Source organism: Lachnoclostridium sp. An138 (assembly GCF_002160765.1).
In the GTDB taxonomy this organism is placed as follows: domain Bacteria; phylum Bacillota; class Clostridia; order Lachnospirales; family Lachnospiraceae; genus Laedolimicola; species Laedolimicola faecalis.
The window spans coordinates 33920-53180 of the sequence record NZ_NFLF01000021.1; the positions used below are offsets into that span (position 1 = coordinate 33920).

20 protein-coding genes are annotated in these 19261 nt (G+C 51.3%); 16 read left to right on the forward strand and 4 right to left on the reverse strand.

Annotated elements, in window-relative coordinates:
- Window positions 1-75 precede the first annotated feature (75 nt).
- From B5E82_RS14650 to B5E82_RS14680, 7 genes are all read left to right on the forward strand, one after another.
- Window positions 76-795 (forward strand): LytR/AlgR family response regulator transcription factor, encoded by a 720-nt coding sequence (locus B5E82_RS14650; RefSeq protein WP_087308295.1) that lies wholly within the window; start codon window positions 76-78, stop codon window positions 793-795.
- A complete protein-coding gene (locus B5E82_RS14655; protein WP_087308296.1) occupies window positions 792-2135 on the forward strand; it encodes a sensor histidine kinase in 1344 nt (447 codons plus the stop codon). Before B5E82_RS14650 ends, B5E82_RS14655 begins: the two co-directional genes overlap by 4 nt.
- Before the next feature lie 242 nt (window positions 2136-2377).
- Window positions 2378-2578 carry a hypothetical protein gene (locus tag B5E82_RS14660; RefSeq protein WP_140393156.1) on the forward strand — a complete coding sequence of 67 codons (201 nt, stop codon included), beginning with the start codon at window positions 2378-2380 and terminating at the stop codon, window positions 2576-2578.
- A 2-nt stretch (window positions 2579-2580) separates the two neighbouring features.
- A complete protein-coding gene (locus B5E82_RS14665) occupies window positions 2581-3291 on the forward strand; it encodes an ATP-binding cassette domain-containing protein (protein ID WP_087308298.1) in 711 nt (236 codons plus the stop codon).
- Window positions 3292-3358: 67 nt separating this feature from the next.
- Window positions 3359-4552: a hypothetical protein gene (locus B5E82_RS14670; RefSeq protein WP_140393157.1), complete on the forward strand. Its 1194-nt coding sequence runs from the start codon at window positions 3359-3361 to the stop codon at window positions 4550-4552.
- A 539-nt stretch (window positions 4553-5091) separates the two neighbouring features.
- Window positions 5092-6321 (forward strand): tyrosine--tRNA ligase, encoded by a 1230-nt coding sequence (gene tyrS / locus B5E82_RS14675; RefSeq protein ID WP_087308300.1) that lies wholly within the window; start codon window positions 5092-5094, stop codon window positions 6319-6321.
- An 82-nt stretch (window positions 6322-6403) separates the two neighbouring features.
- Window positions 6404-7492 (forward strand): S-methyl thiohydantoin desulfurase domain-containing protein, encoded by a 1089-nt coding sequence (locus tag B5E82_RS14680; RefSeq protein ID WP_087164508.1) that lies wholly within the window; start codon window positions 6404-6406, stop codon window positions 7490-7492.
- A gap of 343 nt (window positions 7493-7835) precedes the next feature.
- Here B5E82_RS14680 and B5E82_RS14685 read toward each other — a convergent pair whose 3' ends face one another.
- Genes B5E82_RS14685 through B5E82_RS14695 form a run of 3 tightly spaced genes read right to left on the reverse strand, consistent with a single transcriptional unit; the run spans window position 7836 to window position 10332 of the window.
- Window positions 7836-8105 carry a DUF6092 family protein gene (locus B5E82_RS14685; protein ID WP_087164507.1) on the reverse strand — a complete coding sequence of 90 codons (270 nt, stop codon included), beginning with the start codon at window positions 8103-8105 and terminating at the stop codon, window positions 7836-7838.
- Entirely contained in the window at window positions 8102-8629 is a 528-nt protein-coding gene (locus B5E82_RS14690) for a nitroreductase family protein (RefSeq protein WP_087308301.1), read from the reverse strand. Before B5E82_RS14690 ends, B5E82_RS14685 begins: the two co-directional genes overlap by 4 nt.
- A gap of 14 nt (window positions 8630-8643) precedes the next feature.
- Window positions 8644-10332, reverse strand: coding sequence for an OPT/YSL family transporter (locus B5E82_RS14695; RefSeq protein ID WP_087164505.1), 1689 nt, complete (start codon window positions 10330-10332; stop codon window positions 8644-8646).
- A gap of 249 nt (window positions 10333-10581) precedes the next feature.
- Between B5E82_RS14695 and B5E82_RS14700 the strand changes: the two genes are divergently transcribed.
- From B5E82_RS14700 to glf, 5 genes are all read left to right on the forward strand, one after another.
- Entirely contained in the window at window positions 10582-11526 is a 945-nt protein-coding gene (locus tag B5E82_RS14700) for a DUF1177 domain-containing protein (RefSeq protein ID WP_087308302.1), read from the forward strand.
- 12 nt (window positions 11527-11538) lie between these two features.
- Entirely contained in the window at window positions 11539-12213 is a 675-nt protein-coding gene (locus B5E82_RS14705) for an AroM family protein (protein WP_087308303.1), read from the forward strand.
- A gap of 10 nt (window positions 12214-12223) precedes the next feature.
- Window positions 12224-13165 (forward strand): aminopeptidase, encoded by a 942-nt coding sequence (locus B5E82_RS14710; RefSeq protein ID WP_087308304.1) that lies wholly within the window; start codon window positions 12224-12226, stop codon window positions 13163-13165.
- A 105-nt stretch (window positions 13166-13270) separates the two neighbouring features.
- Window positions 13271-13933 carry an aspartate/glutamate racemase family protein gene (locus B5E82_RS14715; protein ID WP_087308305.1) on the forward strand — a complete coding sequence of 221 codons (663 nt, stop codon included), beginning with the start codon at window positions 13271-13273 and terminating at the stop codon, window positions 13931-13933.
- Window positions 13934-14138: 205 nt separating this feature from the next.
- Window positions 14139-15257 carry a UDP-galactopyranose mutase gene (glf, locus tag B5E82_RS14720; RefSeq protein WP_087308306.1) on the forward strand — a complete coding sequence of 373 codons (1119 nt, stop codon included), beginning with the start codon at window positions 14139-14141 and terminating at the stop codon, window positions 15255-15257.
- Between the two features lie 328 nt (window positions 15258-15585).
- Here the strand turns inward: glf and B5E82_RS14725 are convergent, their stop codons facing one another.
- Entirely contained in the window at window positions 15586-15825 is a 240-nt protein-coding gene (locus B5E82_RS14725; RefSeq protein WP_087308307.1) for a hypothetical protein, read from the reverse strand.
- A gap of 320 nt (window positions 15826-16145) precedes the next feature.
- Between B5E82_RS14725 and B5E82_RS14730 the strand changes: the two genes are divergently transcribed.
- From B5E82_RS14730 to B5E82_RS14745, 4 genes are all read left to right on the forward strand, one after another.
- Complete coding sequence (locus B5E82_RS14730) at window positions 16146-16988, forward strand: tyrosine-type recombinase/integrase (protein ID WP_087308308.1); 843 nt, start codon at window positions 16146-16148, stop codon at window positions 16986-16988.
- 442 nt (window positions 16989-17430) lie between these two features.
- A complete protein-coding gene (locus B5E82_RS14735) occupies window positions 17431-17922 on the forward strand; it encodes a DUF4352 domain-containing protein (protein WP_162610797.1) in 492 nt (163 codons plus the stop codon).
- Entirely contained in the window at window positions 17919-18782 is an 864-nt protein-coding gene (locus B5E82_RS14740) for a class B sortase (RefSeq protein ID WP_087308310.1), read from the forward strand. The genes B5E82_RS14735 and B5E82_RS14740 overlap by 4 nt, the downstream gene beginning before the upstream one ends.
- Before the next feature lie 120 nt (window positions 18783-18902).
- Window positions 18903-19261: hypothetical protein (locus B5E82_RS14745; protein WP_140393158.1), on the forward strand; the 359-nt coding region annotated here is incomplete at its 3' end.

Below are 19261 nucleotides of genomic sequence, written 5' to 3' on the forward strand. Positions count from 1 at the left end.
TGCGCGGCGGGACACCGGCCGGAGCGCGGCAGATGAAAAAAGTACGTGCGGATAAGAAAGGAGGGCGGTGAAGATATGCTTCAGATAGGAGTCTGCGATGATGACAGCAGAATGGCCTCCATGTACGCGCAGGCGGCGGAAGAGAGTCTGAGGCAGTGCGGGGCTGTGGGAAGGGTACTTTCCTATACGGACAGCCGGAACCTGCTCTGGGATATTACGGAAGACGGATTCTTTTTTGACCTTCTCCTGCTGGATATTGAGATGCCGGGAGTCACAGGCATGGAGCTGGCGGAGAAAATCAGGGATGTGCTGCCGGACATCCGGATTATTTTTATTACGTCTCATATGGAATATGCCATTGACGCCTTTGAACTGTCTATCTTTCGTTATGTGCCGAAAAACCAGCTGGAGCAGAGGCTTCCGGGAGCTTTGCGTGATGCGGTCCGTCTGCTGGAGCTGGAGGACGGCAGGGCTTATACGATTCAGACGAACAGCAGGCTGGAAAAAATTCCGTATAAGGAGATCTTTTTTATAGAGCGGGATGGAAAGAATGCCTGTTTTACCACAAAAGCCGGTACTGCCAGGGTGCGGAAAAGTCTTCAGCAGGTCTGGGAAGAGCTGGACGCGGAAGAATTTATTTTTATTGACCGGGGATGTATCGTCAATCTGATACATGTGATGCGGATGAAGGACGGCATGGCGGTGCTGAAGAACGGGACAGCCCTTCCCGTCAGCCGTTCTCATCTTCAGAGTGTCCGGGAACAGATAAACAGGTATTGGGGGAAACATGTATGATGAGAGAACTGCTGGCTGTGTCAGAAGGACTTGCCGGAGCGCTGCGCGTATGTGCCGGCCTGTATCTGATTTCCCATATCCTGGAGGCCCGGAAGCCTGAGAAAAGAGAACTGGCTGCGGCAGGATTTGCGGGTGCCTGCCTGGCCGCTGCTGTTTTTCTGACAGATATTCCAAAGCTGTATGGCATGGCCGCGGAGGCGGCTTTGATTTGCGGCGCTGCCGCGCGGGCGCAGAAGACGGAAAGAAGGCTGAGCCTGTTTTTGAGCGTTTTTTATGAAATAGCAGTGTATCTGTGGAGCTTTCTCACGGCGGCTTTTGTGGGAATATGCGCCCGGTCGGAAAGCTTTCTTGACAGGAGAAAGCCGGAAGGACAGGCGGCTGTCTGGTGCTTTTATCTGGCGGCGCTGGCGATTCTGGCAATCCTGCTTCTGCGCCGCTGTCTGCTCCGGAAAAAGGAGCAAGTGGAAGAACAGGGGGCTTCAAAAGGGGGAAGCCGCGCGGTTTCCCTTCTGGCTGCGGCAGGGTTTGTGGTTTCCGTCACCTTGTCCGAACAGGAGATTCTTGTATTTTCAAAAAACGAACTGGATGTATGTCTGCTGTTTTCTCTGCTTCTTCTGGTAGCTGTCATGGTCTTCAGTATGAACCGCCAGTACAGGGCGGAACAGGAGCTTGCGGAGATGAAGGCAGAGCAGGCCCGCCTGCTGGAACGGGATTATACGGCGTTGAACCGTGTCTATGAAATGAATGCCAGGCTGTTTCATGATCTGCACCGCCATCTGGGAGCGCTGCACCAGCTGCTTTCCCATGAAAAATACGGGGAGGCGCTCCGGTATCTGGATGAGCTTCAGGAACCTGCGCGGGAAATGACAGACCGGGCGTGGACCGGGGAAGAGACTGTGGATTATCTGATTGGGACCAGGGCCGCCGCGGCGGCGGAGAAGCAGATACGGTTTCAGGCAGAAGCAGAGTTTCCCAGGCATACGGGAATTCGGGATGCGGATCTCTGCGCGGTTCTCGGGAACCTGCTGGACAATGCCCTGGAGGCAGCTGAAAAAGTGGAAGCTGCCGAGGGCCGATGGGTGCGCCTGACCATGCGGGGAATTCATCAGATGCTGGTCATCCGGGTGGAAAACGGCTTTCAGGAAAAACCGGTAGAGGAACGAGGAGAATGGAAAAGTACCAAGACAGAAGGGGGACTGCATGGCTGGGGCCTGAAAAGCGCCCGGATAGCGGCCGAGAAATATGAAGGAACAGTAAGTACAGTCTGTGAGCAGAATGTATTCCGTGCAACGGCGACGCTCTGCTTTCGGCTCTCCCGTGAAGAGATAAGCGGGGATTGAAAAAGAGGAAAGCCGTCCGCGGGGAAAGAAAAACCGCCGGGCGGCTTTTTTGCGGTCAAAATCCTGCAGTTGGCGGACATTTCGGCACAGAGGCTTTTCATAGAGTATGATGCAGTTAGAAAGATATATAGCGAAACATCAGCAATCATAATTATATGAAACGCGGGCGGCGCGGTTAGGTACAGTGATGGAGAGAGCAGCGTCAGGAAACCCGCGGGAGGACTAAAAGGAGGAAATGAGAGATGCGTCGTCATATGTATGTAAGAGCCATTCTTGCGGTTATGCTTGTGATTGTGGGGCTTATCAGCCTGAATCCCCTGTTTCTGGTTCTGGGAGGAGTCTTTGGGTATTCAGCGCACTCGCTCTGGGAAAAGGAGAGCGGCCGCCGGGAAACTCATCAGGAAAAGGAACGTGGGAGCCGCAGCGATGGAGAGGAGCGTTAAGCATGGAAGATCTGCTTTTGTCGGTCAGACATCTGTATGCCTGGTATCAGAAGGAACAGATGGTTCTGTCAGACCTTTCCCTGGAGCTTCGGAAGCATGAGGCAGTGGGGCTGATTGGCTTGAACGGGGCCGGGAAGACTACGCTTCTTAAAGTGCTTTCCGGGCTCCATGGCGGGTTTCGGATGGAGAATACCCTGAATCTTCGGGATAATGCCTTTAAGCGCCGCCGGTATACGGTATTTGCAGAGGATCATTCCTTTGGGTACTTTACTTTTCGGGAATATTTGTCTTATGCTGCCGCGGCTTACGGCAGAAAGCCTCAGAGAGCAGAGGAGCTGGTGCGGGGATTTCATTTTGAGTCCTGTGAAAATATGCTTTTAAAGGAGCTTTCTACAGGAAATCAGAAAAAGGCTTTTCTGATCACAGCCTTTGCTCTGGAGCCGGAGCTGCTTTTGCTGGATGAGCCCGTGAACGGCCTTGATTTTCAGAGCACGGAATTTCTGTACCGGGAGATAGCCGGATATAAAGAAAGAGGAACTGTGCTGTTTGCGTCTCATGTGCTGGAAAGCATTACGCTGACAGCTGACCGCGTCCTGGTGCTGGAGAAAGGCAGGATAAGCCGGCAGTTTGAGAAGGAAGAGATAGACGCGCCGCAGATACGGGAAGCTCTTTACAGAGAAGAAGACTGCAGAGAAACAGATGACAGAGAATAAAATTATAGAAAAGAAATCTATAAAGAAGACTGCAGATAAGGGGTTGGAAGTCAGGAGGGAAATCGAGATGAAACACAGGGTTTCAAAATATCCGGCGCGCAGAATGGGCCGTCTGCTTTCTGCCTGCCGCGTATATCGGATATTTTCCGGAAAATTATTTGGAAGGAAACGGGAAAGACTGGTCAGCTCTCTGCTTGTAAGCGTTGCGGTATATTACGGCCTGCATACGGCAGAAATCCGTGTCACGGTCCATCCGTCAGTCCTTTTTCTGACGCTTTCAGCCTTTACGGGAAGCATCATGTGGCAGGCTCTGATGACGGAGAGTACGGTGGAAAACATGCAGAATCTCTTTATGCTTCCCTTTGAAAGGAGAGAAATGGTTTTCGGCTATGTGGCAGCCATGGGCCTGTATACGCTGGGGACAAAGACTCTGCCGCTTTTTGCGGTTCTGGCTGCTGCGGCAGAGCCTGGAGGAGTGGAAAGCATGACGGGACTGCTGGGCGCGGTACATGCGGCGCTGGCGGCAGCCTGTATCTTCGCGTTATCCGGGTATGCCTTTCTTTTGGGCCTATTTGCCTGCCTGCCTCTGGCGGCCTTCCTTTTCAGCCGGAATATGGCGGTATATGCGGCGCTTATGCTTGTGGAAGCCGGTGTGCTGACTGAGCTCTTAAATCGCGCGGACGCGTATGTGTTCTGCCGCCAGAAAAGCCTGAAACGGAAAGCGTTCAAGGGCGGGAAGGGACATTCTGTCTGGCGGTATTTCGGACGGTATCTGATGTCCCACAGAAACTATCTGCTGAATTCTGCGGGGCTGTGCGGCGCCGCCTGTCTTCTTCCCTGCATATTCCGGGGAATGAAAGCTGAAATGGTACTGCCCCTGGGCTTTGCCATGCTGACATTTCACACACCGCTCTGCATCCTGCTTTCCTGCGATCCGTTCCTGGAGCAGGCGGTGCGCGCCCTGCCCGGACAGAAGAGAGCGTTTTGTGTGCCCTATGCCCTGTTTCTTTCCGCGGTCTTTCTGGTGACGGACATCGTGTTTCTCTGCAGCTGGGAGATGCAGAACGGCAGTATCAGGGCAGTCTTTTTCGCGGCAGCCTTCTGTTTTGCGCTGGCAGGCGGCGCGGCCTCTGTGCTGATGGAATGGTACTTCCCGATTCGGAACTGGAAGACAGAAAGCGATCTCTGGCATCATCCGAGAAAGTATGTGGTTCCGGGAATTCTGCTGATGCTGGCAGGCGCTGCTGGGAATCTGCTGTGACAGCAGGGCTTCTGAAACTTCATGTGGATGAGATTTTCTTCCTGGAGGAGGATGGATAGCCGGGGCTTATATTCTGGAGGAGGATGGATAGCCGGGGCTTGACAAATATTTTCCCAGCCGATATAATGAACCCAGATTTATATAAATCCAACATACCAGAAAGGCTTTGACGGGAACAAGTAGAGCTTAAGGAGAGCCGTACAGAAAGCAGCCGGAGGATGAGAGGCGCACGGAGTACTTCAGCTTGAATACCTCCCTGAGCTGCGCACCCAAAGCAGGAGTCTTCGGACGGCGAGTAGGCTGCGACGTAAGAGACGAACGTTACAGCGTCAGGGTATTCGGCTGTTCGGATACCGACAGAGGCAGCTGTCGTGAGGCAGCTGTGAAGTAAGGTGGTAACACGGGAGAATGTACACTCTCGTCCTTTCAGTGAAAGGGCGGGAGTTTTTTTACAGGAAGCGCGCTGCTTCCCGCGGGAGCATTCAGACTCATCGCCCTGTACAAATACGGAAAAGAAAACCAAAGGAGAGAAAAGAACAATGAAAATCTATGATGAACTGACAGCCCGCGGCCTGATTGCCCAGGTGACGGACGAAAAGGAGATCCGGGAACTGATTGACAACGGAAAGGCGACCTTCTACATTGGATTTGACCCGACTGCGGATTCCCTTCATGTGGGCCATTTCATGGCCCTGTGCCTGATGAAGCGCCTGCAGGAGGCCGGCAACCGGCCCATCGCCCTGCTGGGAGGCGGAACAGGAATGGTGGGAGATCCTTCCGGACGTTCCGATATGCGTCAGATGATGACGGTGGAGACTATCCAGCACAACTGCGACTGCTTCAAAAAGCAGATGAGCCGTTTCATCGATTTTTCGGAAGGCAAGGCTCTGATGGTAAACAACGCGGACTGGCTGCTGAATCTGAACTATGTGGATTTCCTGCGTGAGATAGGACCCCATTTCTCTGTAAACAGGATGCTGACCGCAGAGTGCTACAAGCAGAGAATGGAGAAGGGCTTAAGCTTCCTGGAATTCAACTACATGCTGATGCAGAGCTATGACTTCTACGAGCTGTACTTAAGATACGGCTGCAATATGCAGTTTGGCGGAGACGACCAGTGGAGCAATATGCTGGGCGGCACGGAACTGATCCGCCGGAAGCTGGGCAAGGACGCCTACGCTATGACCATCACTCTGCTTCTGAATTCTGAGGGAAAGAAGATGGGCAAGACCCAGTCCGGCGCCGTGTGGCTTGATCCGGACAAGACCTCACCGTTTGATTTTTACCAGTACTGGAGAAATATCGCGGACGCTGACGTACTGAAATGCCTGCGGATGCTGACCTTCCTGCCTCTGGAGCAGATCGATGAGATGGACAAATGGGAAGGAAGCCAGCTGAACCGCGCGAAGGAGATTCTGGCCTATGAACTGACGGCTCTGGTTCACGGCGAGGATGAGGCGAAAAAGGCTGAGGGAGCGGCCAAGGCCCTTTTTGTCAGCGGAGGCAAGACGGACGATATGCCGACGACAGTGGTTCCGAAGGCTGATATGGAGGCAGGAAAAGACATTCTCTCCCTTCTGGTGGAGACGAAGCTTGCGCCTACCCGTTCTGAGGCCAGACGCCTGGTGCAGCAGGGCGGCGTAACGGTTAATGACGTGAAGGTGACGGATGTATATAAGACCTTTACGGCAGACGATCTGGATGAGGACGGAGCTCTGATTATCCGTAAGGGCAAAAAGGTATATCATAAAGTAAAGTGTGAGGATTAATGCCGGTGCAGCAGGGAGCGGAACGCTTCTTGCTGCATTGCGCAGAAAAATAGAAAATAAAAGCAGATGGAGGGTTAGTTCTATGATGAAAATGACGAAAGAAAACTGTATGCAGGCTCTCTATGGAGGTCTTTTCCTCGGAGGAGGCGGAGGAGGAAGCCTTCAGATGGGAATTGACGCCATGGAGGAAGCCTTCCGCCATACAGACGCGATCACGCTGATGTCCGTGGATGAACTGAAGCCAGAGGATATCATTGTGAATGTGTCTATGGTGGGCGCGCCTTCCGCGAAGGATACCTGCTGTACGGTAGAGCACTGGAAGACCGTATTAAAGAACTTTGAGAATGCCAGCGGAACTTCGATTGCCGGCTTTACTTCCTGTGAAAACGGCGGTGTATCCACCTCGAACGGCTGGGTGATATCCGCTCTGACAGGAGTTCCTGTCATTGACGCTCCCAGCAACGGACGGGCACATCCCTCAGGACCTATGGGCAGCATCGGCCTGAATGCCATTCCGGATTACAAGACTGTTCAGGCGGCGTGCGGAGGCAAGGGAGACAAGTATGTGGAGACAATCACAAAGGGAACCATGAATGCCACCTCCCATATGATCCGCCAGACAGCTGTGGCTTCCGGCGGCCTGTGCTGCGTACTGCGCAATCCTGTCACAGCAGAGTACACGAAAACCCACGCGGCTGTGGGGGCCATTTCCCAGGCAATGGATATCGGAAAAGCCTACATGGAGAACAAAGATAATGTGGAAGGGTTTCTGGCATTCCTGCAGAAGAACTATGAAGCTCAGGTCATCTGCCGGGGCGTGACCAGCGGGTACAATCTCTGCATGGACGGCGGCTATGATGTGGGCGAGGTTCATATCAAGGATGGCGGCAGTGATTATGAGCTGACTTATTGGAACGAGTATATGACTCTGGAAAAGAACGGAGAGCGTGTGGGAACCTTCCCGGATCTGCTCTGCACCCTTGACGCGAAGACAGGTCTGGCTTTATCCAGCGCGGAGATCGGAGACAATATGGACGTGATTATTGTGAAGATCCCGAAGGAAAAGCTGCTTCTGGGCGCAGGTATGCATCAGAGAGTACTGTTTGAGGAAGCGGAAGCGGTGATCGGCAAGAAGCTGGTATCCTATGACGAAGGACTGTTTGAGGATTAAGCGGAAGAGTTCTTCGGGAGAGAAGAGAAATCCTGTCAGGCAGGAGATATCGGAAAAATCGGAAAACATAAAAGGGAGTGTCGCAAAATCATCAATAACGGATGATTGAGCGGCACTTCCGCTCGTTACATTCAAAAATCCGGCGCCTTCTCTGTTTTCAGAGTAGGACACCGGATTTTTGCCGTACTTTAATAAGACCTTTCGGATTGCCTGTTTTTAGGCATAAAAAGGGAGCCGTTGCTCCATAGATGATTTCTCATCTATGGAGCAACGCCCCCTGGTCTTATGCGCCGGCCGGCGCACGTTTCTTATTCAATTTTTTTGTGTAAATTCAGATAAAACCTCAGACCATATCTACCAGCTTTGCAGCCGCATCCTGGAGCATCTGATAGAAGCCTTCCTCATCGGATGTGGTTTTCTGCTTTCCGGTCTCAATGATTTCCCGGAGTTCTTTCAGATCCGGATTATCCGGATCTTCCTTCAGCATCAGGCTGCACAGGCGCTCGGATGCTTCAATCATGCGGAGAGGCCCGTAGATTTTCGGCTCGCCTTTCAGGCCTGCGGCACTGGTAATCATGTAAACAAGCAGTTCAAAATAATCTTCCTGTCTCATACTTCCTCCTGCCATGCGTTGAAATGAAGGATTTCCTCCATCGGACGAAGGCGTCTGGGCCTGGGTTCTCCTTCCGGATAGCCCAGGGAAATCAGAAGTTCAATCCGGTAATCCTCCGGAAGCTTTAAGAGCTTTCGGACTGCCGCGTCATTGTAGGACTTGATGGCACAGGTGCCGAGTCCCAGGTCTGCGGCTTTCAGCATGATGTTTTCCGCAGCCATGGCGGCGTCCATGATGCAGCCGTAGCGTTCGGAATTGGGAGAACCGTGTACTGCGGCGTATCCCATATCGGAACAGATGGCCAGGATGACCGGCGGATGGCCGCTTAAGCCCGGGCTGAAAAGGTCTACCTTTTTCACCAGCTCCGGATCTGTCAGAAAGAAAAACTGCCAGGCCTGAAGGTTGCTGGCGCTGGGCGCCAGGCGTCCTGCCCGGGCCAGCTCCAGCAGAAGTTCTTCAGAAACCGGTTTGGAACTGAAGTTTCGAATGCTCCGTCTTTTTTCCAGAGCTTCCGAGATAGTCATATCTGTTTCCCTCTTTATGAATCGCTTCTGTTAAACAATCCAAGCGTAGCGGTGAAGAAACTGCACAGAGCAGCTCCGGCCAGAGCGCCTGCGCCCAGAATATTCAGGGTCTGCTCATGCTCAGCGTTGCGCTTCAGCAGGATGTGGCGGATCAGAAGACCAATCAGAATGGTGACGCCGTTCATGGTGGTTCCTACCAGAAGACCGGTAGCGAACAGGATACCGATCTGACGCTCGCCGCCGATCAGCTGAATGATTGCGCCCGGGATAGCCCAGATAAAGAGCCATTTTGCGATTTCAGCATTGGTTCCCGCGTCAATGGTAGCAGCAAAGGTGGCGCTTACAGGAGCAAAAAGTCCCTGATCGAAGTAGCGGTTTGCCATAAAGATTACGATAATCAGAGCAACGGCGAAGGAGAAAATGTTCGCGCGGTACTGCTGTTTTCTTCCTTCCATCTCCAGCTCCGGATCTACGCCTGAACCTCTTAAGATGTAACCAGACTTCAGGTCATAAGCCATATCTGAGAAGGCGGGACCGGTGGCGGAAGTGTAGCCTACCATCAGAGCCAGCGGAATCGGCGGGAAGCCGATCAGCATACCTACCAGCAGGAAGATCAGAGCGGTAGCGAATCCCGGGAACCAGCCGGAATGCATAGCGGAAATTCCTACGATCAGCTCAGACGCGATAGCGGCAAAGGCTGTGTAAATCAGCCAGATGATCAGCTTGACCGGAGACATATCGGTAAGGATACCGCATCCGAGAGCCAGGATAAAAGCTCCGATCAGATACACGCCGTAGCCGCCCACAAGAGTCTTCTTTAAGCTGTTCATGCTGCGGGTATATTTTCTTCCGGTAGCGGAAGTATCGGTGCCATTCTTGCCTTTTTTCATCAGCATGACTGCGCACTGAATCAGGGAGACGGCGCCTGCGCCGATCATAACGCCGTGGGGCATGTAGGTGATCATGGCGCTGGAAGAAAAGCCTTCCGGGAAAATGCCTGAGAACAGAGACGCGCTGTGGCCAAACAGGGACAGAACGAATCCATTGTCATTGATCACGCCGATGACGATGGAACCTACGCCCAGAGCCAGCATGGCAAAGAAATCGCCGAACCAGGATACGCCCAGCAGGTCCGTGGGAATCCCGGCAAGCTTGCCGACCCAGCCGATTACAATACCGACAATCATAAGGAAAGCTTTCTTTCCTTTTTCTACAACAGCCAGGATGGACTCGGCAGAAGCTACTCCTGGCGGCCATGCGCCGTCAGCCGGGAACATTTCAGAGTCAAAGCTTCTGTAAAGAATGGTAGCGTCGATAACAGTAGCGATAAATACGCCGATCAGCATCGGAAATACCAGATCCGGACGTCCCATAACCACCGGAATACCGATGGGCAGAAGCAGGCAGTTGGCCGCGGAAAAAGTTGCGCCTGAAATAGAGGTGGCAATCAGATTCTGACGGTGCACGCTGCGGAACTTCTGACAGAACGCGACGGGAATCCGGGACAGAACGATGGCGAACAAAGCTCCGATGATAGAGGTGTTCGGCGTCACGCCTGTACGGACGATGAGCTCAAGACCGATGATGGCGCCCAGAGCACACATAATAATATTTAATATCAGTGTCGGGCCTTCAAATGCCTTGGGGTGTTCGGAAGCAGGAATGATTAATTCCTTTGGCACTTCGTACTTGGGTTTTTCCATAAACTCACACTCCTTTTAAAAATAACTTCGCTCAATTTTCTCATTAAAATGACAAAATGTCAAATAAAAATAAAGAGAATCTAAAGAATTTATGAAAAAATGCAAAATTTTTCATGAACTTTTCCATATCATTACAGAGAAAAAACATTTTACAGTATTTTCCAGACCAGAATAAATGTCAAAAAATTCGTTGCGTATTCAGAATAAAAGCTTTATAATCATAAAAAACGACATAGGAGGTAGATCATTATGCTGATTAAACAGATTATGGAAGTGTTCGATGTACTGGACAGCAGTACGGTGACAGGCAAGTCCGTGGAGGAATATCTCCGCAGTATCAAGGCTGACGCGAATATTGAAGTCTATGCGCTGAAAGGCCCCAAGGGAGAGAGCACAGACATGGTTAAGGTGCGTATCCCCGGAACAAAAGGAAAGATGTCAGGCGGAGAAGCGCCCACCATCGGCCTTCTGGGACGTCTCGGCGGTATCGGCGCGCGTCCGGAGATGATTGGCTTCGTATCAGACGGTGACGGAGCCCTGGCTGCAATCGCTATCGCTGCGAAGCTGCTGGATATGCAGAATAAGGGAGATTATCTGGAGGGCGACGTATTTGTTTCCACGCAGATCTGCCCCCATGCGCCCACAGCGCCCCATAAGCCTGTACCCTTCATGGGATCTCCGGTAGAGATGTCACAGGTGAACAGAGAAGAGGTATCTCCGGATCTGGACGCTATCCTGTCTGTGGATACCACAAAGGGCAACCGGGTCATCAATACGAGGGGCTTTGCGATTTCCCCGACTGTAAAGGAAGGATGGATCTTACGTACCTCCGAGGATCTACTGGAGAAGATGCAGATTACCACGGGACGCCTTCCCTATGTGTTCCCGCTGACCATGCAGGACATTACGCCTTACGGCAATGATGTATACCATCTGAACAGCGTTCTTCAGCCCTGTACGGCTACAGACGCTCCGGTAGTCGGCGTTGCCATTACCGCGGAAGTGATGGTTCCGGGCTGCGCGACAGGAGCGACCCATTTTGCGGATGTGGAAGAGGCTGCCCGTTTCATGCTGGAGGTAGCCAAGGACTTCGGCAGGGGCGAACTGAAATTCTACGATGAGGAAGAGTATGCGCGTCTTCAGAAGCTGTATGGCTCCATGAAGCATCTGCAGACACTGGGCAAAGAAGACTAAGGAGGGAATGCCATGAAGATCGGAGCGATTACCATCGGACAGGCTCCCAGAACAGATGTGACGGCAGATATCATGCGGCTTTTTGACGGCAAAGTAGAGCTTCTCCAGAGAGGAGGACTGGACGGGCTGACAAAGGAAGAGATCGCCCGTTTCGCTCCTGAGGAAGGGGATTACGTTCTGGTTTCCCGCCTGACGGACGGTTCTTCCGTGACCTTTGCGGAGCGCCACATTCTGCCGAGACTTCAGGAATGCATTCATGAGCTGGAGGATGAAGGCGTAAGACTGATTATGTTTTTCTGCACCGGAGATTTTCCGGACAGCCTTACTTCCAAGGTCCCCCTGGTGTATCCCTGCAACATTCTGAACCGTGTGGCCCCACTGCTTACCAGAAAGTCCAGTATCATTACGATCACGCCATCCCCCCTTCAGGTGGAGCAGTGCGAGAAGAAATGGTCCCAGTTTGTGGATCATGTAAAGGCAGTGCCTGCCTCACCCTATGGGGACTGGGAGACACTTGAAAAAGCCGCCCGCCAGGTAAAGGATATGGACGGCGACCTGGTAATTCTGGACTGTATCGGATTTACCCAGGAGATGAAAAATATGTTTGCCAGGGAGACTGGAAAGCTGGTAGTTCTGCCGAGGACGCTGCTGGCCCGCGTGATCTCTGAGCTGACAGACGTGGAATAGGAGACGGACAATGGATTTAGTAACGATTTCTGAAAATGTGTTAAGAGACTGTCTGGGAGCGAAAGCCGGGGAAGAGGTCCTTATCGTCACGGATGACACCAGGGTCTCTATCGCGCAGGCCTTGTATGAGGGCGCGAAGAATCTGGGCTGTGAGGCCATGATGACTGTGATGAAGGAGCGGAAGCTCAACGGCGAAGAGCCGCCGAAGGCGATTGCGGAAGCCATGAAAGCGGCGGATATCGTGATCTGCCCCACAGCCAAATCCCTGACCCATACCAATGCCAGAATCCAGGCAGTGGCTGCAGGCACCAGAGTGGCTACCATGCCGGGCATCACGGAGGAGATGTTCTCCCAGGGGGCCATGACGGCAGATTACAGCGCTGTGGCAGAGCTGACCGCGAAGATCACGGAGATGCTGACGGAGTGTCAGACAGCCAGAATCGAAAAGGACGGCTGTGTGCTGACTCTGAATCTGGAAGGACGAAAAGGAGTTCCCAGTCCCGGCGTATACAGGGAGGCCGGACAGAGCGGAAATCTGCCCTCCGGGGAAGCCTATATCGCGCCTCTGGAGGACGGCGTCAATGGCGAGATGATTATTGACGGTTCCATGGTCGGCATCGGCAAGCTGGACGCTCCTCTGAAGGTCATTATCCGTGACGGAAAGCTTCAGAAGATCGAGGGTGATAAGGACGGCAAGCTGGAGGTCCTTCTGGCCAATGAGCGCAATGCCACAGTAGGAGAGCTGGGGATCGGCACAAATGAGGCCGCCATTCTGAACGGCATTATTCTGGAAGATGAAAAGGTGTACGGAACCGTGCATATCGCTTTCGGAACCAATACCTCCTTCGGAGGCGTCAATAAGGCGGACTGCCATATGGATGGAATCATCCTTAAGCCGACGCTGTATTTCGATGACAAACTGATTATTGATAAGGGGAAATTCGTGGTTTAGGATTTCTCCTTGCGCGGAAGCAGAAGGTATCGGCATAGAAGGGCTGCGTATAGATTACATGGAATATTGTGTATAAGGTATAAGGAATAAGGAAGGAAATAGATCATGGATAAAAAATTTACTGTGGGAGTCATCCGTGTTCTGACCTCTGACGATCCGGAATTTGTGGGTATGCATGGGCGGTTTATCGAGGAGCATTATCCCGGAATCCGCTGTGTTTCCAAATGTATTCCGGATCAGCCGGAAGGAATTCACAGCCATGAACTGGAGCGGATTGCGGTGCCCAAGATTGTGGAGACGGCAAAGTCCTTTGAAGATGTGGATATGATTATCGTCAGTTGCGCCGACGATCCGGGTGTGCCCGAGGTGCGTGAGGCGCTTCCAGGTATTCCGGTGACAGGAGGCGGAGAGACCACAGCCGCGCTGGCGCTCCGTTACGGGGAAAAGATCGCGGTTCTGGGAATTGTGGATTATGCTCCCAAGGCCTATCTGCGGATGATTCCGCCGGAAAAACTGGTGGCTGTGGGAAGACCCGAGGGAGTAAACAGCACACTCGATCTGATGACGCCGGAAGGAAGAGAATCCTGTTTCCGGAAAGCGAGGGAGCTGAAAGAAATGGGCGCGGAGGTAATTGCTCTTGGCTGCACAGGTCTGGCAACCATCGGCATCGCCCGGGATCTGGAGAAGGATCTGGGAATTCCGGTGATCGACCCGGTCCTGGCGGAGGGGCTCTTTGCCTATTTTGAAGCTGTGCGCAGGCAGGGCTGAGCGGTATTTCATTTCCACGCGCATAAGACTGCGGAATAAATACGCAAAATAAGTACACAAAACAAAAAACGTGAAATAAAAAACGTGAAATAAAAAACGGGGGATTTTTTCCGGACCGGATGCTCAGGAACGGAAAAGATCCCCTTCTGTTTACAGCTGAAGTATGGTATACTTTCAGGTATCACAGAAGAAAGGAAATAATCCTATGTATGATTATCTGATCGTGGGCGCGGGACTTTACGGCGCTGTGTTTGCAAGGCAGGCAAAGGAACAGGGGAAATCAGTTCTTGTCATCGATAAACGATCTCATATCGCAGGCAATGTCTACACAGAAGAGGTGGAGGGCATCCAGGTGCATAAGTACGGAGCCCACATCTTCCACACGAACAACCGGCAGGTATGGGAATATGTGAACAGATTTGCCCGGTTCAACCGGTTTACCAATTCTCCGGTAGCGAATTATCATGGGGAGCTTTACTCTCTTCCCTTTAATATGTACACCTTCAATAAAATGTGGGGAGTGGTGACGCCGCAGGAAGCCGCGGACAAGATTGAAGAACAGAAGAAGGCGGCCGGAATCACAGAGCCGAAGAATCTGGAGGAGCAGGCCATCAGCCTGGTGGGAACAGATATCTACGAGAAGCTTGTGAAGGGATATACGGAGAAGCAGTGGGGACGGCCCTGTACAGAGCTGCCGGCCTTTATCATCCGCAGGCTTCCGGTCCGCTTTACCTTTGACAATAATTATTTCAACGCTCTGTATCAGGGAATTCCGGAAGGGGGCTATACAGCCCTCGTGGCTGCGATGCTGGACGGCATCGAGGTACGCCTGGGCGTAGATTATCTGGAAAAGAAGGAAGAACTGGACGGTCTTGCAGAGAAGGTGGTATACACAGGCCCCATTGACGCGTACTTCCAGTATCAGCTGGGATATCTGGAGTACCGTTCCGTCCGTTTTGAGACAGAAGTGCTGGATATCCCCAATTTCCAGGGAAATGCGGCGGTAAATTACACGGACAGGGAGACACCCTGGACGCGGATCATTGAACACAAATGGTTTGAGTTCGGAAAAGACGCGGAAGGCAGAGAACTTCCCAAAACGGTTATCAGCCGGGAATATTCCTCAGAGTGGAAGCCGGGAGAGGAGCCCTATTATCCGGTCAACGATGAGAAAAACAGCGCCCGGTATGAGCAGTATCGAAAGCTGGCAGAAGAAGAAAAAAATGTGATCTTCGGAGGACGGCTGGGAGAGTACCGGTATTATGATATGGACGCAGTAATTGCAAGCGCTCTTGCCATGGCAGAAAAAGAGCTGCGGGGATAACAGGAAAAAGCAGAAAAAGAAAATTTAAAATACGGGAAACCGGAAAACAAAGAATCGTAAAAACAGGAAATCAGAAAAGAATACCAGAAAACAAAGGAACGCAAAAACAGCAGGGAAAGGTGTCGGGCGGAAAATATCTGCCGGAGCACAGGATCCCTGCTGTATTTGTTTCAGGCCTTTATGGTGGACCTGTTTATCATTGGCAGTCTGATGTCTCAGGCAGTCTACAGGGTAAATGCTCCGCATGAAATACCTTTTACATGTAAATAAGAAAAAACAGAAAATCAGAACAATAAGAATAGAAGAAAAAAGGCATATGCTTCCGGCTCTACATCCGATTGATGAATTGCTCGACAGTTTGAACCTGGCGGGCCAGAAGAAACCAGTGCTTTAGCTGAAAAAAGCTTTTCTGTTTCAAAATTTTTTCCTGAATTCCCAGTGGAATTCTGCCGTAATCAGATAAAGTTTCCAGAATACATTCTGCTTTTCCTTCCGCCACTCCCAGGTCATGGGCTTCGGCGTGAAGAAGACAGCAGGTATCCGGATGGAAAGCGGGCTTCTGCTGCATGAATCCTCCTCCTTCCTTTGATGTGGATTTTGTGCGGACAGGCAAAATGCAAAGAGCAGTGCGGGCTGTGAGGCGATCTCAGAAACGAAATTCCCGGTAAAGGGAGTCGTTTTATGCGAATATTATAATCTGCTTAAAACGTAAAATCAAGGATAAAAATGGAAAAGACAAAGACAGACATTGTGCAACATGAAAATACAAACGCATTTAAAGAAAGCCGGCACATATTGAAAAATGTGAAATCAGACAGGTATGAAAAGGGAAAATAGCAGCAAAATGAAAAGGATGAAGAATAAAATCTGCAGGAGGGATTGTTTACAATGGAAGAACGAATTATAACGGAAGATATGCTGCTGCGCTACAGAAAGTATCTGGAAGAGGAAGAAAAAAGCCGGAATACAATAGAAAAATACATGAGAGATCTCTGCGCCTTCCGATCCTGGCTGTCGGGGCGTCCTGTCAGCAGACAGGAGGTGATGGCCTGCAAAGAAAAACTGAAAGAGACTTATGCTGTGCGGAGTGTCAATTCCATGCTTTCTTCCATAAATGGTTTTCTCCGGTACTGCGGCTGGTCAGACTGCTGTGTACGCCAGCTGCGTGTACAGAACCAAATCTTCTGTCCCCAGGAAAAGGAGTTGTCAAAGGAAGAATACAGAAAACTGGTAGAGACGGCCAGAAAGCAGAAAAAGGAACGGCTGGAGACTGCCCTTCAGACGCTCTGCGCTACAGGCATCCGCATCAGCGAGCTTTCCGCTATCACGGTGGCGGCTGTATTCCGGGGAAGCGCGGAGGTGTCGTGCAAGGGAAAATGCCGCCAGATTTTCCTGCCCCGGAAGCTTCAGATGATTCTGAAACAGTATATCCGCAGAAAGAAAATCCGTTCCGGCCCGGTTTTCATAACGGATGGAGGAAAGCCCTGGGACCGGAGCAATATCTGGAGAGAAATGAAAGCGCTGTGCCGGGAAGCGGGCGTGAGCCCCGGAAAGGTGTTTCCCCATAATCTGCGCCACCTGTTTGCGAGAACCTATTATAATATGAAAAAAGACATTGCAAAGCTGGCGGATATCCTGGGACATTCCAGCATCAATACGACACGCATTTATATTATTTCCACGGGAAGAGAGCATCAGAGGCAGATAAGCAGGCTGGGACTGGTTCTGTGAAATAAAAAAACAACATAATGCCGATTATGTTGTACGTAATGTTTCTCTGAGATTTGACTATACATAGTTTACCATTTCCTGGCGGAAAAATCAACAGTAATAACGAAGTTTCAAAAGTGTTTTTCGTTGTACTTTCGAGAAAACAGGTTAAAAATTTCGGAAAAACTTATAAATTTCAAGAATTGCATGACAAATAACCGGCCGAATCAGGACCGGTTTGTTTTGCGTGTATTTCTTTTCAGATGTTTTCTGTACCGCTCTTCTTCAGGCGGATATCCGCAGTTTACTGTTTTCTGGAAGATTGTAAGATTCAAGAAAAACAGTTTTCACATCCAATTCTGGAAAAATAACTCAAAATACGGTAAAAACGTACCACATAATCGGCATTATGTGGTAGCTCTGAGAGCTGACATACTATATTTGGGAAAATGGAGGGAAGACAGTGAAAATAAAAAAGGGCCGTCATGTGAGATGGGCTGTGCTGCTGCTTGCAGCGGTGCTGACGGCCTGTTCTTCCGGCGAGTCTCCGGATATATATGCAGAGGCAGGAGAAACAGTTCACACAGGACTGTTTGATTTCGTTGTCAGTGATATTTCCGTAGTTCGAAGTTATGGAATCCTGATACCGAATGATGGGAGTAAGCTGGTGCGGATGGATTTGTCTGTCACCAATACCAGTGATGAAAAATATACGATGTTTGCCCAGGATTTTCAGCTGCAGTGGGGAGACGGGGAAGAGGATTTCGGCACCTGTCTGGCTGCGGTAGATGAGGATATGACGCCTTATTCCTACACGCTTTATCCGGGTGACAGCTATGACAGCGTTATGGTAGTGCAGATTCCGGAGGATGCGGACAAGCTGACGGTTGCCTATCAGGAGAAACTTTCCAGTGGAGAGGATGGGTCCGCTTATTTTGTGGAGGCTGACCTGTGAAATGGGTGAAGCATGCGGCGGGAATGCTTCTCTATGCTCTGGGAGCGGCCCTGATTGCGCTTCTCATCTGGAAAGGGCCGGAGTGGTTTGGCGAATGGAGGCTGAGACAGGAAAAGCCGGGGACACCTGTCGTCACGGTGATTGAGCCGTCCGGAGCCGGAGATTCCGGCGATTCCGGAGAAAATGCAGAGGAAGAGCTGTCTGCGGAAGAAATTGAGGCGGCGCAGCGTGAAAAATATGCTTCGATTCTGGCCCGCAATCCGGATGTGGTGGGCTGGATGACGATTGAGGATACACCGGTGGATCTGCCTGTGCTGCAGACGACGGACAATGAATTTTATCTGCATCACAACCTGGACGGCGAGTATGACGCCGCCGGCCTGCCCTTTGTGGATTATGAATGCGATGTGAAAGAGGGACGTCATCTGATTATCTACGGCCACCATATGAGCAGCCGGTTTGATGCTCTGGCGGAATATTATGAACCGGATTTTTATGTGGAGCACCCGGTCATCCAGCTGGACACGCTGTATGAAAGCAGTCTGTATAAGGTTGTGGCGGTATATGCGGTCACGGCGCGTACAGAAGACGCAGATTATTTTGCATTTAACACGTATGTGGATTTTGAAAGTGATGAAGAAGAGCAGGAATATCTGGATGAGATAGAGCAGAGGGCGTTTTACACGACAGGGGATTATGTGCGCGCAGATGAAAAGCTGTTGTCTCTGTGCACCTGCACGTACCAGATGGAAGATGCCCGTCTGGTGGTAATGGCCCGCCCCTTGCGGGAAGGGGAGAGCCCTGAAGCTGACACAGTTACGGTAAATCCCGACCCGCTGGTGCCGGCGCGCTGGCCCTGAGGGCGTACGCCTTCGGCAGGCCTTATGTGACTTTCAGGATTTCAAACGCTGCGGCCGAAAAAACAGGGCCCAGGCTGCGGCGGTTTGGAATAAATTTTATGAATGAAAAGGAGTAATGAAATGTTGAAGACGAAAAAGCTGCATCGTCTGATGGCAGGGTTACTGGCGGTTCTGATGCTGTGTGTTTCTGTTCCGTCGGTGGCGTTTGCGACGGAAGGTAACCAGGAAACTAAGAGTGTAGGTGTGAACTATTGGGATATCGAGAATAACGAGCAGGCAGGGGAAGGTGAAGTAACAGTAGCAGGAACTGCAACTAATGTGAATACCAGCGCCCTGACAGATGTACCGAAAGGCTATGAAATAGTTTCTACTGGCGATATAGCAATCAGTGACGGCTGGATTTATGTAGAAGTGAAGCCTGTTGCAGAGAAAGAGATCGGTGTAAACTATTGGGATATCGAGAATAACAAGCAGGCAGG